Source organism: Roseiflexus sp., from assembly GCF_057785375.1.
Map to the genome: position 1 here is coordinate 42,704 of NZ_JBYNRX010000111.1, position 16,001 is coordinate 58,704.

The following is a 16,001-nucleotide window of genomic DNA, read 5'->3' on the forward strand; positions in this document are numbered from 1 at the left end:
GAGGAGGAATCTGCCGATGGAAACGTCTGTGATAGAAGTTCCGGCGTATGTGAAAAACGAAAAACTCATTCGCTGGGTTCAGGAAATGGTTGATCTGTGCAAACCGGATCGCGTCCACTGGTGCGACGGCTCGACGGCGGAATACGATGCGCTTTGTGAGCAACTCGTCCAGTCGGGGACGTTCATTCGCCTGAACCAGGAGAAATGGCCCGGATGCTTCCTGGCGCGCTCCGATCCGAGCGACGTCGCGCGCGTCGAGGATCGTACCTTTATCTGTAGCGTCAGCCGCGGTGATGCGGGACCGACCAATAACTGGATGGCGCCCAAAGAAATGAAAGAGACGCTCATCCCGTTGTTCGACGGCTCGATGCGCGGGCGGACGATGTATGTCATCCCGTTCTGCATGGGACCGATCGGCTCGCCAATGGCGCGGATCGGCGTTCAACTGACCGACTCGGCGTATGTGGTCGTAAACATGCGGATTATGACGCGCATCGGCACGAAGGTGATCGAGGCGCTGGGAAACAATGATTTCGTGCCCTGTCTGCACTCAATCGGCGCGCCGCTGGCGCCGGGTCAGAAGGATGTGCCCTGGCCCTGCAATCCGACGGTCAAATACATCGTCCACTTCCCCGAAGAGCGGATGATCTGGTCCTACGGCAGCGGCTACGGCGGCAACGCGCTGTTGGGCAAGAAATGCCTGGCGCTGCGTATTGCCTCGGTCATTGCGCGTGACGAGGGCTGGCTTGCCGAACATATGCTCATTCTGGGCGTCAAAGACCCGAAAGGGCGCAAGACGTATGTCGCCGCCGCCTTCCCCAGCGCCTGCGGCAAGACCAACTTAGCCATGCTCATCCCGCCGAAATCCTTCCAGGAAGAAGGCTGGGAAGTCACCACTGTCGGCGATGATATTGCCTGGATCAAACCCGGACCTGACGGACGCCTGTATGCCATCAACCCGGAGAGCGGCTACTTTGGCGTAGCGCCCGGCACCTCGTATGACACGAACCCGAACGCGATGGCTGCCCTGTCGCGGAACACCATTTTTACCAACGTCGCACTCACGCCTGATGGCGGCGTCTGGTGGGAAGGGATGACGGCAGAGCCGCCGCCTGAGGCGATCGACTGGCAGGGGAAGCACTGGACGCCAGATTCCGGCAGAAAAGCGGCGCACCCCAATGCACGCTTCACGGCGCCTGCTTCGCAGAACCCGGCGATTGATCCTGACTGGGAAAACCCCAATGGCGTTCCCATCCGCGCCTTTATCTTTGGCGGGCGCCGTAGCACGGTGGTGCCGCTTGTCTATCAGTCGTTCAACTGGACCTTCGGCGTCTACCTGGCGGCGACCATGGGTTCAGAGATGACTGCGGCGGCCTTCGGCAAGATTGGTGAAGTTCGCCGTGATCCGATGGCGATGCTGCCGTTCTGCGGCTACCACATAGGCGATTACTTCAACCACTGGCTGCAATTCGGGCGCACCATCCCCAACCCGCCGCGCATCTTCAGCGTCAACTGGTTCCGCAAGGACGCCGATGGCAACTTCCTCTGGCCCGGCTTTGGCGAGAACATGCGGGTGCTCAAATGGATCGTCGAGCGCGCCAATGGTTGCGCCGTCGGCATTGAAAGCCCGATCGGCCGGATGCCGCGCTACGATGATCTCGACTGGCGCGGGCTGGATTTCAGCGAGGAGAAATTCACCGAGTTGATGGCAGTCGATCGCGATCAGTGGTCACAGGAGATCCTACTGCACGAAGAGTTATTCTTGAAACTCTACGACCGGCTGCCCAAAGAGTTCCGCTCCGTCCGTGATCTGCTGCTCTCGGCGCTCTGGCGTTCGCCGGAATACTGGGATCTGCTCGATGGCGGTAACTGACTAGTACTATCGGCGGGGTCAGGCATAGTACTAGTGTTTTCATAAAAAAGATACCTTTGGACGATTGCTCTGGCGCGATGGAGCGAGTACACTAAGAGCGTAGTAGGTCGTCAATGTACACAACCAATCCAGCCGACTACGAGAGGACGCTCAGGCTCACGAGATCACGTACTCACGTCGCACTCCGACAACGCAGACCACATCGCAGCCTATCTCGCACTAACGCGCCAGCCCGCCTTACCAGGCACCAGTACGTTGCTACGCAGCGCAGAAGCCTGAGCACGAGCCGGATGATAATAGCCCTGGCAGCCGCCAGGGCTATTATCATTCTGCACCCGGATCAGGAAACGGTCTCAGCGCAGAACCGGGATGCCAGGCACGTGGGTGCGGATGCGGTAGAGCGATGTGCGTGCAGTGATGTAGAGCGTCTGCCAATCGGCATCACCCCAGGCGCAGTTCGCCGGGCGCTCAGGGGTTGCGATCACCCCCAGCCACGTTCCATCCGGCTCAAAAATCCATATCCCGGTTGCCCCGCTAACGTACAGATTCCCTTCTATATCAACCTTCATGCCATCAGGAGAACCGGGTTGCGGGTGATCCATATCGGCGAAGATGCGCGAGTTTGCCAGGCGACCGTCGGGCAAGACGTCGAAGACGCGCACGTGTCGGCGCGGCGAGTCATCGATGTAGAGCACCGTCTCATCGGGTGAAAACGCCAGACCGTTGGGCCGGTCGAAATCATCGATGAGCAGTTCGATGGTTCCATCGAGCAAAATGCGATAGACGCCATTGCACGGTTGCTCGCGTTCTTCGGGAGTGATACCGTAAGGTGGATCGGTGAAGTAGATGACGCCATCCGATCGGACGACAACATCGTTTGGACTATTGAGACGTCCTCTGCCGTAGCTGTCTGCCAGGGTCAACGGCTCGGCGCCGGGTTCAGCGCGCGACACGCGTCGGTTGCCGTGCTCACAGGCAATGATGCGTCCCTGCCGATCGAATGTAAGTCCATTCGAGTTGCCGCTTGGCTCGCGCCAGATGGAGACGCCTTCGACCGGATGCCAGCGGTATTGACGATTGGCAGGAATGTCGGAAAAAATCAGGAATCCGTCGGGATGCCAGACCGGACCTTCGGTAAACTCGAAGCCGCTGGCAACCCGCTCAGGATCACCCGGCTTGATCAGGTTCTTCAGTTTCATGGCAGCCACCGTTCCTTTGGTTGAGCGAGGCAATGCGCCGCATATCGTAGCATGCGCGCCCTGAATTGACAACGAAGATCCGATTCTGATGACGAGGTGCAGGCATAATGTGACAGACTGCGCAGTCATGGACCTATGATGAGACATCCCAATTGATGTTCCGAACGCTTGCACAAATCCGCTGTGACTATTAAACTTGTGTGAATCATCGCCGAAACGAGTTGAGGGCGCACGCAGTGACACAATCGGTGAACAATCCAATCGCGGAACTCTACCAGAAACTCGCTGCATTACGCGCTGATTGCGAGCATGACCGGCGAGCATTCGATGTGCTCCGTGCGGTGAGCGTCGCGTGCCTGGGAAAATCCAACGCCCGCACTGTCTTTGAAGCCATCCATCAGGCGCTCCTGCCGGTGTTTCAATACGACGCGGCATACTTTGCCGTCTGTGATCCCAACAACCGGGAGATATTTCGCGCAGCCTTACTGGTCGATGAGAATAGTATCGAGTATCTGGAGAATACGCCGTATGGCCCGCTGACCGGCATGCTGGTGCGGCAACGCCAGCCGTTGTTGTTCCACGACCTGTTGCACGAACTCAATTCGCTGGCGATCCAACCACAACCCTTTGGCAATCAGCAGAAGCGCTCTCGATCATGGATGGGAACGCCGCTGCTGCTCGGCTACGAAACGGTTGGGGTCATTTCGGTGCAAAGTTACCGCCCTGGCGTCTTTGATCGCAGCAGTCTTGATCTGCTGCAACGCATCGGCAACCTGCTCGCAGTCGCGCTGGAGAATGTCGCTCTGGTGGAACAGCAGCGCGCGTTGAGCAATGAACTGACGGTGCGTATCGCTGCGCGCACGCGCGAACTGGGAATGCTCACAGCGCTCGCCGAAGAATTGGCGTTGCAGCGACCACTCTCCGAACTGCTGGATCGGGCGCTGTCGCTGCTGGTGGAGCATCTCGATCTGAGCGGCGGCGCTGTGCGCCTGCTCAGTCCCGATTGCACCGAACTGATCCTCGCCGCTGCCTGCGGTTTTCCTCCCGAGTATGCGGATCAACTGGCGCGCATCCCGCTCACGAGCAGTCTGATGCGCAGTGTGATTGAAGAGCGTCGGCCGTTGATCGTTGACGATCTTGCACAGAGCGAACACTGGCAGCGCATTGGGCTGCACTATCGCGCGTTGATCGCAGTTCCGCTCCAGATCGGCGATCGGACGCTGGGGGCGCTGCTGATCGTCGATACCCGTCAGCGCACGGTTGAGGAGCAGGAGATCGAGTTTGTGCGGGCAGTCGGGCATCAGATCGCTATCGCCATCGAGAATGCACGCCTGTTTGCTGAACGTGAACGTCAGGTCGCGGAACTGTCGGCGCTGAGCGATATTAGTCAGGCGGTCAGCACGACCCTGGAATTGCGCATGCTCCTACGCCATATCGCGCGCGCCCTTGCTCGCTTCATGCGCGCCGATGTCTTTTCGGTGGCGGTGTATGATGCCGAACGGGATGTTATCAGCGATGGATTTTCGATTGACGAAGGCGAGGAACATTCCTTCTGGCAGTTCCAACCGCCGCCGCCGGATTCGTTGACTGCATGGGTGCTGCGTCACCAATGCACCCTGCGCTTCAACAACCTGCTCGAAGAAATTGGACAGTACCCTGAACTGAGGTTACACACGATCGGCGCAGCGCGCCTGACGTCGTCATGGCTTGGCGTACCGCTGATCGGGCGCGAAGGACAGCCAATCGGCGTCTTGACGGTCCAGGCTTACTTGCCGCATGCGTTCGATGACCGCGACGAGCGGTTTCTGGTAGCGGTCGCGCGTCAGGTGGCATTGCACGTGCAAAACGTCATATTGTTTGCAGCGGAGCAGGAGGCGCGGCGAACCGCCGATACGCTGCGCGAAGTGGCGCGCGTGTTGAGCGCGGCGTTCAGTTCGGGCGAAGTGTTGAAGGTGATCCTGCATGAACTGAAAAAAGTCATTCCCTACGACAGCGCTTCGATTATGCTGCGTGAGGGGACGATGCTGCGCGCCGCCGCCGTTGCGCCCGAGCATATCGCTACCCGCCTCGATGCCATGAATCGCCCGCTCAACGAACCGGGCGCTGCCGTGTGGGTGGTCACGCATAAACAGCCGCTCGTGATCGAGGACGTTAACGCGTCGCATATCTGGGCGCCCAAACCGCGGCTCAGCGACATTCAATCGTGGATCGGCGTGCCGCTTGCCGTCAAGGGTGAAGTGCTCGGCGTGCTGAACATCGACTCGTGTCAACGAGGGCGCTTCACGCAGCGCGATGTCGAAGTGGCGCAGACGTTCGCCGACAGCGCCGCTATCGCCATCGAAAACGCCCGCCTGTACGCCGAGTCGGTCGCGCGACGCGAACAAGAACTGGAGATTGCGCGCCGCATTCAGGCGAACCTGTTCCCCCGCGAATTGCCGCGCCGCCAGGGGATTGCACTGGCGGCGCGCTGCCTGCCCGCCCGCGAAGTCGGCGGCGATTTCTTCGACTGTTTTGCGCTTGGTGAGCGCCGCTCGGTTGCACTCATGATCGGCGATGCGTCGGGCAAGAGCGTGCCAGGGGCGCTGCTGATGGCAATGGCGCGGTCGGTTGGGCGCGCCGAGGCGTTCGACCACGAAGAACCTGCACTCGTGCTGCGCGAAACGAATCGCAGCGTGGCGCATGATGTGCCGCGTGGCACCTTTGTGGCGCTCTGCTACGCGACGATCGATCCATCAGGGCGCATGGCAGTGGCGAACGCCGGGCAATTAACGCCGGTGCTGCTCCATCCGGATGGTGCACTCCAGTATCTGTATCCGCCGGGACCGACCCTGCCGCTCGGCATTCAGCCCGATATGGCATATGAGGCGCTCGCCGTCGATCTGGCGCCGGGCGATACGGTGCTGTTCTTCACCGATGGGCTGGTCGAAGCCCACAATGCGACTGGCGAGTTATTCGGCTTCGAGCGCCTTGATACGCTCCTGGCAGCGCACGCCGCTCTTCCGCCCGATGCGCTGATCGACCGCATCATCGCTGAGGTGATGGCATTCATCGGCGATACCGTGCAGCACGACGATATCACTCTGGTGGTGGTGCAGTTCGGCGAGGACCAGATGCAGGAAGGGGAGGAGGGGGCAGGTTTCCAGATGGGCATTTAGCCGTTATACACAACGCCGCCGCTGCGCAGGTACCAGTCGAGCACCTCAGCGGCTTCGGCGCGCAGCACCTGACGCACAACGGTGATGCCGCGCCGTTCCAGGTAGGCATAGGATTCGGGAAAAACCGGTCCCTCGTCGAAACCGACGCGCTCGGCGTCGTCGCGCGTTGCGCCGCAGATCAGGCGCTGCACGCCGCTCCAGAGGGTCGCGCCGAGGCACATAGCGCACGGCTCGCACGAGGTCACCAGGTCATACGCTGAACCGGCGGCGCGCAGCGTGTACGATCCCACCTGCGCCTGAGCAAACATCAACGCCACAACTTCGGCGTGCAGCACTGCATTGTTGAGGCGCGTCACACTGTTGCCCCCGGCAGCCACGAGCATGCCGTCGTCGGAGCGAAACACCGCAGCGGCGAACGGACCGCCCGTTCTGCGAGTGATATTCTCACGCGCCAGTTCGATAACGAACCGCATCCGGGCTTCATCACTCTGAATCTGAACCGGCTTCGCCAGTCGTTCGTTCAGCCAGTCGGGCAGAGTGATGGTGAGTGTACCGATCATGATGTCTGTATTCATAGCAGATGGCATTACAGAACTTACGCGGTCGCCTCACACAGCGAGCCGTGTGACGGCGCTTTTCGCCTTCGGCAGAGCGGTACGTATCTTCTTTTTTGGTGCGGTGCGGCGAAGCCGCCGCACCGCACCACCTTCATTCGATAGTGCTACGCTGCCGCAGGCTCTGACGACGCCAGAAAACGCGCCACCGCGCAAGTCCAGATGGTATTATACGATTTCTGTGCAGACGCTGCTGAAAGCTGGGAGAACGCCATGGATGCTTCTGATGGATGGAATGAACGCGACTCGGCGCTCTTTCTTGATCTGGGGCGCTACGCTGTGCCTGATCGTGAGGATCAGATTCGCATCACAGGCAGCCTGATCCCGCCGCGTGCCACGCCCTGGCTGGCGCTCGATCTCTGTTGCGGCGAGGGGTTGCTGTGCGAAGAAGTGCTGCAACGCCACACCGCCGCGAGCGTTGTCGGAATGGACGCTTCGCCGGCCATGCTGGCGCGCGCTACGACCAGACTTGCTGTATACGGAGAACGCTTTCGCGTGCGGCAGTTCGATCTGGCAGCGCACGACTGGCGCGATCCTGCGATACGCGCGCATGCCATCGTTTCGTCGCTGGCGATTCATCATCTGAGCGACGACGGCAAACGGCGGCTTTACCGTGATCTGTTCGCCATGCTCGATCCCGGCGGCGTTCTCGTGATTGCCGACCTGGTGCAACCCGCCGATGCGCGCGGCGTTACCCTGGCGGCTGACGAGTGGGATCACGCGGTGCGCGAGCGTGCGTTGATGATCGACGGCAATCTGGCAGGATTTGAAGCGTTCGAGCGCGAGCAGTGGAACATGTACCGATACCTGGACACCGATCCGGTTCCCTACGATACGCCGTCGCGATTGTACGATCAACTACGCTGGCTGGAGGAAGCCGGTTTTGCAGGGGTTGACGTCTACTGGATGCGCGCCGGGCATGTGATTTTTGGCGGAAGCCGTCCTGCGTGTTAGTGGTTCACGGAGTTCCTGCCTGAAGCGCCAGCAGCACGAAAACGACCACCAGCGCTGCTGCGGCGACGATGCGCAGCGAGCCGGCAATGCGGCGCAGGCGAGCGGCGCGCAGCGCCTGCGGACCTTCGTCGTCCCAGAGGCGCGCAGCATTGGCTTGGGTGAAGGCATGAGCATAACCGGCGTTGCGCAAACGATACTCACGCCATTCCGGCTCAAAACGGCGCGTCTGGCGGTCGCCAAAATCGAAAGCGGCGGTGATGGATGTTGGCGGCAGGGTAATACTGGCGCGCCAGACATTCACTGCCTGCACGATGAACCATCCTGCGAAGACGATGCAACCGGCCGTGATCGACGTGGCGAAGGTCAGCGCAGAACGCCATCCGCCGGCTATCCCATTCCAGATAAACATCCCAAAGACCAGCGCCGCAGCGAGCGCAACAAGCGCAATAACGCCATACATAGCGACGGTCGTTCGCAACGGTGACGGCTGCACTTCCGTCGTTGCACGTTCCGCCATGTGACGCGCAGCGCATGCGGTACAAAACGGAACGGTGATCGACACGACATGAAATGTTGTCACCCCGCGCGCCGTATCGGTGATGATGCCGCGGCGACGGCGTTCGCGCACAAAGATGCGCTCTACCCGCAGCGGTACGCCAGCCGCAGCGCCACAGGCGGGGCAACGCGGCGGCAGCGCAATATCACGCAATCGCCCGCGCACCCTTACCACCGTAACCTGTTCGGTATTGGTCATACCGGTATGCGAATCAACCGCAGCCGTCGCCGCACCTGCGACTGGCGATGGTAGCGGATTCCCAGTTCGTAATACCCGATTAACTGATCCATCGTCGCCTGCCAGCGGCGACTGCGCGCATGCGCGAGCGCTCCCTGACGCAGCCGCGCGTGCAGTTCCGGCGAGTCGCGCAGCAACTGCACCCGCTCGCGTATCTGCATCGGATCATTCGGATTGTAGACCAGTGCGTTGATCCCGTCGCGCAGCGTATCGACCAGACCGCCGGTCAGTGAACCGATGACCGGCAGACCGCATGCCATCGCCTCGAGCGGCGCCATGCCGAACGTTTCACTGGTCGAAGGAAACACCAGCACGTCCGCCGACGCATACGCCGCTGCCACGTCGTTGCCACGCAGATAGCCGGTAAACACGGTTCCGGTACCGGCGAAGTACGACTGCATCTGTGCCAGTTCGGGTCCGCCGCCGACCAGCGCCAGGCGGACGCCATCCAGGCCGCAGATGGCATCGCGTAACAGATGAACATTCTTTTCGCGCGTGATCCGCCCGACATAGACGGCCAGAAAGTCGTCGGGGCGACCGCCGCTGAGCCGTTCACGCATCGCAGCGCTGCGCAGATCAGGGCGAAATCGCTCTGTATCGACGCCGCGATGCCACCAGCGCACTCGCCGGTATCCGCGCTCGCGCACCTGTTGGAGCATGGCGCTCGAAGGCACCAGGTTGAGATCGGCAAAATTGTGACCGGTACGAAAGAGCCACCAGGCGATAGGGACTCCCCATGCACCGACGTAGTGGGTAGTGTAACTGGTGATGTCCATATGCGCCGAAGCAACCAGCGGCAGGTTGAACATCTTTGCCAGCGTTATGCCGGTGGGACCAAGGAAGGCGGGGTTGACGACGTGGACGAGATGGGGCTGAAATGCGCGCAACTCACGCACGATTTTGCCGCTCGGCAGATTGATCCGAAGTTCGGGATAGAGCCAGAACCGCGGCCCGCCGGTGCGCACCAGGCGATGCCCTGCATACGTTTCGGGCATATCGGGAGGACCGAAAAGCAACACGTCGCACCCTTTGTCGCGCAGGTGTTGCAGCGCAAGACAGAGCACCGAGACCACGCCATCGATCTTGGGCAGGAAGGTCTCCGTAAATATGGCAATCCGCATAGATGCATCTCACTGTCATGAGGCTTACACGGATTATACCATTTTTCACAGACGTAAGAGCAGCGCTTCTTGCGGTGATCGGCAGGTAAGGACATCCGGGAGCGTTATGTCCAGCGATGCCAGTGTGATGGCAACCGCCGGAGAAACACCGCTGATCGCCACCTGACATACGACAAGTTGCAGCGACTGCGCCGCCTGGATCAGACTGCGCGCGACCGATTCATCAACGTATGAGACGCCCGCAATGTCGAGAATAACGAGGCGCACACGCTGGCGAGTCGCCGTTTCCAACAGGCGCCGGTTCAGCGCCTGTGCGCGCCGCGCATCGAGATGACCGACCACTGGCGCAAGCAGCACGCCATCGGCAATCGTAATGGACGGTGTTTCCAGATCGGAGATCACCTGGAGCAGTCGTTCCTGCTCGGCAGTACGCTGCTCCAGTTCCTCAGCGCGCCGCTGCGCAAGCGCCAGCGCGTCCGCTGTGCGCACCCGCTCTTCCTCGGCAACCCGACGCGCTTCTTCCAGACGCTGCGCATTGTCCGCTGCCAGACGGCTGAGCGCCATGCCGCCGGCGAGCACTCCATAGACTGCCAGGTTGACCGGTCGCGTATAGATGCCGTTCCACTCGCCACGGACAAGCAGGATGAGCAGCAGCAACGCCGCGTTGAACAGCAGCCAGCGCGGACTGGTGAGCACCAGCGCGATGACGATCGGAGCAGCATGGAGCAGGTCCATCTGCTGCGAAAGATACGGTTCATTGGTGAAAAAGGCCACCGAGAGCGTTATTGCCAGCGCCATTGCGTGGCGGGCGTGCTCCCATCCTCGCCGGTATGCGATCAGCAACCCGGCTGCCAGCAAAGCGGCGACAGCATACCCTATCCGTGTGCTCAACAGGGCTTCGCGGCTGAGTACATCAATCAGACTGACAAGCGCGCCTGCCAGAATCAAGACGAACAGCAGCGTATTGATCTGTCGTTGCGTCAAACCCATGTTCGTGTTTCCTTGCTTCCCGTCTTGCTTCGTATTGCGATGCGCTATTATAACGTAAAAGTTCTCGTGCACGGGGGCTTGCACTTAAGGACATGCACTTCATGTTTATTCACCTTTTTATTCCCCGTCGTGCGCTTCGGGTCCCTGGTGGTGAAGCCTGTGTCCACGAAGGTCACCAAGGGACACGAAGGACATGCGCTTCATTATCGGCAGACGGGCGGAATACATTCCGCGTTACGCAGTCACCAAGAGACACCCAGGCAATGCGCTACATGGTTCTGCCCCTTCGCGCGCTTCGGGTCCCTGGCGGTGAAGCCGGTGTCCACGAAGGTCACTAAGGGACACGAAGGACATGCACTTCATTATCGGCAGACGGGCGGAATACATTCCGCGTCACGCAGTCACCAAGGGACACCCGGGCAAGGCGCTTCATGGTTCTGCCCCTTCGCGCGCTTCGGGTCCCTGGTGGTGAAGCCGGTGTGCAGTGGACTCATGAGTACTATCTAAATGACCGCGCATGAGCATCAGATAGAGCATCGTTCAGGCGCTCGCGTCGTCGAGGGCGCCGCCGGCGACCTGGCGATGGCGCAGCGCTTCCCCTATGGACGCCCCGTTCAGAACCACATCTGTCACTGCATGACACTTGAGTGCGTTCAGGCTATAATGAGCGGGAGTATTATCAGTGTGGAGCAGTCCTATGAGCCTGTCCACTCAGGAAGCTACGGTCGCGCCGCCGGGGAACCCCTTCCCCTACGGCTGGCGATATGTCGAGCGCACTGCGCCCGATGGCAGTGTCACATTCGAGCAGATTCCCCTGTCGCTGGAAGATGTGCTGCACCCGCAGGAGGGCGATCAGGTGACCCACAGCGACCTTCATCAGCGTATTTACGTCTATCTGTACAATGTCCTGCGGGGATTGCTGGCAGGCGTCCCTGGCGCTGTGGTGCTCCACAACGTGCGCATCGCCTGGGACGACCCGGACCTGAAAGCGCACGGACCCGACCTTGCAGTGATTTTCGGCGTGCGCGAGCGCAAAAACTGGAGCACGTTCGATGTGGCCGCCGAAGGGGTGCGTCCGACGGTGATCATCGAGGTCACATCGCCCGAAACGCGCGGGATCGATCTGACGGTCAAACTCGATGAGTACGACCTGGCAGGCGTGGAGTTCTATATCATTGTGGACGTGGTGCAGCGGCGCGGGCAGACGACGCTGCGGCTGTTCGGCTACCGGCGCACGCCAACGGTCTATGCGGTGCTGTCGCCAGATGACCAGGGGCGGTTGTGGATCGAGCCGCTGCGCATGTGGCTGGAGGTGCGGGATCAGCAGGCGGTATGTTACGACGCGGCGGGCAATCCCATCGGCGACTACCCCGACCTCCAGGCGGCGCTCAATGCTGAGATTGCGGCACGTATCGCTGCCGAGCAGCGCATCGCGGCGCTTGAAGCCGAACTACAACGGCTTCAGGGGGATCAAGGGTGAGCGCTTTGGAATGGTATGTGGTAAAATACGGCCATGCATCGTCTGTGGTGCGTACTGGCGCTGGCAGTGTCGCTCGGCGCGTGTACGCCAGAATCTCCAATACCGGCGCTTGAAACGTCAATCCCGACGCCGCTTGCGTCAGGTGCGTCGCAACCCGGTGCTGCGCCGCCGCCGCCATTGCCGCCTTCCCCTGATGCTGCGCCGCCCTCCGGGACTTCAGCGCCTGATGCCATACCAACCCCCGACGCTTCTCCTGATGAGTTGCTTGCGCGCGGGCTAGAATGGCGTGCCGCAGGGGATTATGACGCGGCTGCCGAGGCGTTCTTCGCTGCCATGAACGCCGCAGCGGGAACGCCGGTCGGGCGCGCGGCGCGCTTTTACCTGGCAGAGAGTTTTGCCCTCCGCGAACGCTGGACGTCGGCGGTCGAAGCGCTTACCGCCTTCGTTGCCGATGGCGCACAGGACGAATTGACAGCGCGGGCATGGTTCTGGATCGCCCGCAGTCACGAGGAGGCCGGCTCACATGCAGCGGCGGTTGCGGCGTATGAGCAGTACCGCGCGTTTGCCACACCCGCAGCGCCATACGCGCGTATGCGACAGGCAGCCCAGGAAGGGGCGCTTGGTCGTCTTGCGGAGGCGGCGACGGGGTATGAGGCGGTCGCGCGGAGCGAGATTGCTCGCGGGCAGCGCGCCACGGCGTATGAGGCAGCGATCCGCGCCCGCCGCGATCTGGGGCAGAATGATGAGGCGCTGCAACTCGCCGTCGAACTGCTGACGCTGGCGCAGCAGCCGGAGTACCGCGCTCGCCTGCTGATCGAACTCGCCGATCTGCCCCGCTCCCAGGGGGACCTGGCGACTGCGCGCGCCTGGTTGGTTGAGGGTCTCGAACGTGCACCGGGGTTGCCGGCGGCGCTGGCGGCAGTGGATCGGTTCCGCGCCGATTCTGAGATGGCGCTTCCACCCGAACTGATAGCGCGAGTCTATGAGGTGCATGGTCGCTGGAGCAACGCGCTTGCTGCATTCGATGCCGCGCTCGCCGCCGCCGATGAGACGCAGCGCGCCGACCTGCTGCGGCGACGGGCGCTGGCGTTGCGAGAACTGGGGAACTTCGCGGCGGCGCTGGAAGGGTTCGACGCTGCGATTGCTGCGGCTGGCGAGAGCGATGCTGGCGCGCAGGCGCGCCTCGACCGGATTCAGACCGTTGGGCAGAGCGGCGACATCGGGGCTGCTATTCAGGGGTACCGCGATTTTGCGGCGGCGCTGCCGGAAGACCCGCGCGCGCCGGAGGCGTTGCGTCGCGCGGCAGTGCTGCTCGACCGGCTTGGCGATGTCGAGGCGGCGGCGCAGCAGCGGATCAACCTGGGGCGGCGCTACCCGGCGCTGCCGCTGGCGCAGGACGCCTGGTTCGCTGGCGGGTTGCATCTGTTTGCATCGGGGCAGGCGGTGCAGGCGCGTCAGGTGTGGGAAGAACTGGCAGCCGCTGCGTCGGGGAGCGCCGCGCTGCGTGCGCGTTACTGGGCAGGGCGCGCGGCGCTTGCAGTCGGTGATACCGATGCGGGACGCGCCGCGCTGGAACAGATCATCGCCGATGCGCCAGATTCCTACCCCGCCGCGCGCGCGCGCATCATCCTCAACCGCCAGGAAAACGGTTCATTGCCGCTCGATGCGCCGATCAGCGCCGGCGACTGGCGCGCTGTCGAGGAATGGCTTGCTGCGTGGGCTGGCGCACCGCCGCAGGACCTGCCAGACCCGGCGGGTGATCCAGCGGTGCAGCGCGCGCTCGAACTCGACGCGCTCAATCTGCGGGTCGAAGCGATGGCGGAATGGTCGGCGGCGCTCGCGGCGCGCAACGACAATCCATATGCGCTCTATCTTCTCGGCAGGTATGCCCACGACCAGGGCGCTGCCAGTGTGGCGCTGCGTGCGGCCAATCGCCTGGTGCGCCTGGCGCCCGGCGGCGATCCGGCGGGCGCGCCTCTGGCGCTACGACGACTCCTCTACCCTGTGCCCTTCACGCCGGTTGTGCTGGCGCGTGCGCGCGAGTTCGGCGTCGATCCCGCGCTCATGTTTGCGCTGTTGCGCCAGGAGAGCGCTTTCGATCCGGCGGCAACCTCGTGGGCAGGAGCGCGCGGCCTGGCGCAGGTGATGCCTGCCACCGGTCAGGGCATCGCGCAGGCGCTGGGAGTGAGCGTTTTTCGCGAAACTGACCTCTACCGGCCCGATCTGAGTGTGCGCTTCGGCGCGTTCTACATCAGCCGCCAGATCACGGCGATGAATGGGAGCCTGGAAGGGGCGCTTGCGGCGTACAACGGCGGACCCGGCAACGCGCGGCGCTGGTCAGGGGGGGCGCCGATCACCGACCCAGACCTCTTCACTGAACGAATCGATTTCTCAGAGACTAGAAATTATGTCAAATCCGTGATCGCCCAGTACGATGTGTACCGGCGGCTCTACCGCTGGGAGGGGGAATGATCACAGCACGAGTCTCCGTTCACGAACCAGGCGCTGTTTCGTTTTCTTGAACAGATCGTCGTAGCTCAGACGCCCCATCGTAATCTCGTACTTGTACGCCTGCAACATCTTGTGGATCTCTGCGTCGAGCAGTTCTTCGACCATCAGTTCATCGGTTATGATCTGCTGCACTGCCAGACGCAACTGGCTATCGTCGCCACGAAACATGACGCCGTCCACTTCCGCCAGGTAATCGACGAGCGCTGCCGCCAGTTGTTCGACTTTGGCGGGTGAAAGTTTCATCGGCGCCTCCCTCCTTACTGTTCGACGGATTTCAGACCCGACACAACGATGTTTCTCCCGGTATCATACCAGATTCGACACGGTGTTTTCTGCGTCATCCGCATACTGCGCGCCGCAACCGCGCGACCGAGTCGCATAACGCCTCATCGGTATCGCGCCCGAAGCCGCCTGATTTGGGAACCCCGCCGATTTCGAGAATGGCTGCTCCCCGATACCCCCGTTCCCGCAGTTCGCGGAAGCGCGCCGCGAAGTCGATGCTCCCCTGACCCAACGGCAGATGATGGTTGACTGCCGGCAGCGGCGTGTCGGAGACGTGGAGCAGCGTCATGCGCGGCGCCAGGTCGAGCCAGTCGTCGAGTTCGGCGGGCGGGGTGTGATTCAGGTCCCATACGAAGCCGAGTTCGGGCGTTGCATCGAGCGCCTGCGTGATCGCTTCGATCCGCGCGAAGAGCGGCACATCCGGTTCATTGTGCTCCAGCGCGAGGGTGAAGCCGTGGGTATGCGCCAGATCGGCTCCGGCGCGCAGCACGTCGATCAGCGCCTCTTCCAAAGCGCGCAGATCAGTGTCGGACAGCCGCGTTGTCGGCGCGAAGTGCCAGTGCACGTGGCGGATTGCCAGCGCCTGAATGGCGCCCAGGTTGTTGCGCAGCACGTCGAGCGGGGTCAGACCAAATGCGGTGCGTCCGTTTGCTGCCACACGCACGACGATTTCCATCACGGCGGACATGTCGTTGCTGATGAGCATGTCGCCAGCTGCCGCGAGCGGCATGCCGAGGTATGCGGCGTCGATACCCTGCTCACGCCCGTGAATCTGGAGGCAGTTGCATCCGAGATCCCGCGCAAACGTGATCTCCTGTGACACCGGACGCCAGTTAGCCGGAAACAGGCGCGCGTTGATGCCAATGGCGACGGGTTGAGTCGTCTGATTCATACAGCATTTCTCGAGAAGGTTGACGCAAAGACGCGAAGGTTTGCGATTAATACCACCTCACTTTGTGTCTGCGCGCCTTTGCCTCAACCTTTGTGAAAAATCCTCCAGTGGTACGGCGTTCGGTGACGGTGCGGATG

At 61.8% G+C, this 16,001-nt stretch carries 12 protein-coding genes; 5 read left to right on the forward strand and 7 right to left on the reverse strand.

Features of this window, described 5'->3' with window-relative positions; genetic code table 11:
* The first annotated feature begins 16 nt into the window (after positions 1-16).
* Complete coding sequence (locus tag AC3EA7_RS22270) at positions 17-1,873, forward strand: phosphoenolpyruvate carboxykinase (GTP) (RefSeq protein WP_488616276.1); 1,857 nt, start codon at positions 17-19, stop codon at positions 1,871-1,873.
* 353 nt (positions 1,874-2,226) lie between these two features.
* On the opposite strand, the gene AC3EA7_RS22275 is transcribed toward AC3EA7_RS22270, so the two are convergent.
* Positions 2,227-3,072, reverse strand: coding sequence for an SMP-30/gluconolactonase/LRE family protein (locus AC3EA7_RS22275; RefSeq protein WP_488616277.1), 846 nt, complete (start codon positions 3,070-3,072; stop codon positions 2,227-2,229).
* A 236-nt stretch (positions 3,073-3,308) separates the two neighbouring features.
* On the opposite strand from AC3EA7_RS22275, the gene AC3EA7_RS22280 reads away from it, so the two are divergent.
* Positions 3,309-6,227 (forward strand): GAF domain-containing protein, encoded by a 2,919-nt coding sequence (locus AC3EA7_RS22280; protein ID WP_488616278.1) that lies wholly within the window; start codon positions 3,309-3,311, stop codon positions 6,225-6,227.
* Here AC3EA7_RS22280 and AC3EA7_RS22285 read toward each other — a convergent pair.
* Positions 6,224-6,802 (reverse strand): nucleoside deaminase, encoded by a 579-nt coding sequence (locus tag AC3EA7_RS22285; RefSeq protein WP_488616279.1) that lies wholly within the window; start codon positions 6,800-6,802, stop codon positions 6,224-6,226. The two genes, AC3EA7_RS22280 and AC3EA7_RS22285, sit on opposite strands and share 4 nt — an antisense overlap.
* Positions 6,803-7,054: 252 nt before the next feature.
* On the opposite strand from AC3EA7_RS22285, the gene AC3EA7_RS22290 reads away from it, so the two are divergent.
* A complete protein-coding gene (locus tag AC3EA7_RS22290) occupies positions 7,055-7,795 on the forward strand; it encodes a class I SAM-dependent methyltransferase (protein WP_488616280.1) in 741 nt (246 codons plus the stop codon).
* A gap of 4 nt (positions 7,796-7,799) precedes the next feature.
* On the opposite strand, the gene AC3EA7_RS22295 is transcribed toward AC3EA7_RS22290, so the two are convergent.
* From AC3EA7_RS22295 to AC3EA7_RS22305, 3 genes are read right to left on the reverse strand one after another with little or no spacing between them, the layout of a single operon-like run.
* Positions 7,800-8,549, reverse strand: coding sequence for a hypothetical protein (locus AC3EA7_RS22295; RefSeq protein ID WP_488616281.1), 750 nt, complete (start codon positions 8,547-8,549; stop codon positions 7,800-7,802).
* Positions 8,546-9,709, reverse strand: a complete 1,164-nt coding sequence (locus tag AC3EA7_RS22300; RefSeq protein WP_488616282.1) for a glycosyltransferase family 4 protein — start codon at positions 9,707-9,709, stop codon at positions 8,546-8,548. Before AC3EA7_RS22300 ends, AC3EA7_RS22295 begins: the two co-directional genes overlap by 4 nt.
* A gap of 45 nt (positions 9,710-9,754) precedes the next feature.
* On the reverse strand, positions 9,755-10,699 hold the full coding sequence (locus tag AC3EA7_RS22305) for an STAS domain-containing protein (protein WP_488616283.1): 945 nt from the start codon (positions 10,697-10,699) through the stop codon (positions 9,755-9,757).
* A gap of 697 nt (positions 10,700-11,396) precedes the next feature.
* Between AC3EA7_RS22305 and AC3EA7_RS22310 the strand changes: the two genes are divergently transcribed.
* Together AC3EA7_RS22310 and AC3EA7_RS22315 are read left to right on the forward strand one after the other, a co-directional pair.
* A complete protein-coding gene (locus tag AC3EA7_RS22310; RefSeq protein ID WP_488616284.1) occupies positions 11,397-12,179 on the forward strand; it encodes a Uma2 family endonuclease in 783 nt (260 codons plus the stop codon).
* Between the two features lie 33 nt (positions 12,180-12,212).
* Positions 12,213-14,651, forward strand: a complete 2,439-nt coding sequence (locus AC3EA7_RS22315) for a transglycosylase SLT domain-containing protein (protein ID WP_488616285.1) — start codon at positions 12,213-12,215, stop codon at positions 14,649-14,651.
* Here the strand turns inward: AC3EA7_RS22315 and AC3EA7_RS22320 are convergent, their stop codons facing one another.
* Entirely contained in the window at positions 14,652-14,963 is a 312-nt protein-coding gene (locus AC3EA7_RS22320) for a DUF507 family protein (RefSeq protein WP_488616303.1), read from the reverse strand.
* Between the two features lie 64 nt (positions 14,964-15,027).
* On the reverse strand, positions 15,028-15,864 hold the full coding sequence (locus tag AC3EA7_RS22325) for a sugar phosphate isomerase/epimerase family protein (RefSeq protein ID WP_488616286.1): 837 nt from the start codon (positions 15,862-15,864) through the stop codon (positions 15,028-15,030).
* Between the last annotated feature and the right edge of the window lie 137 nt (positions 15,865-16,001).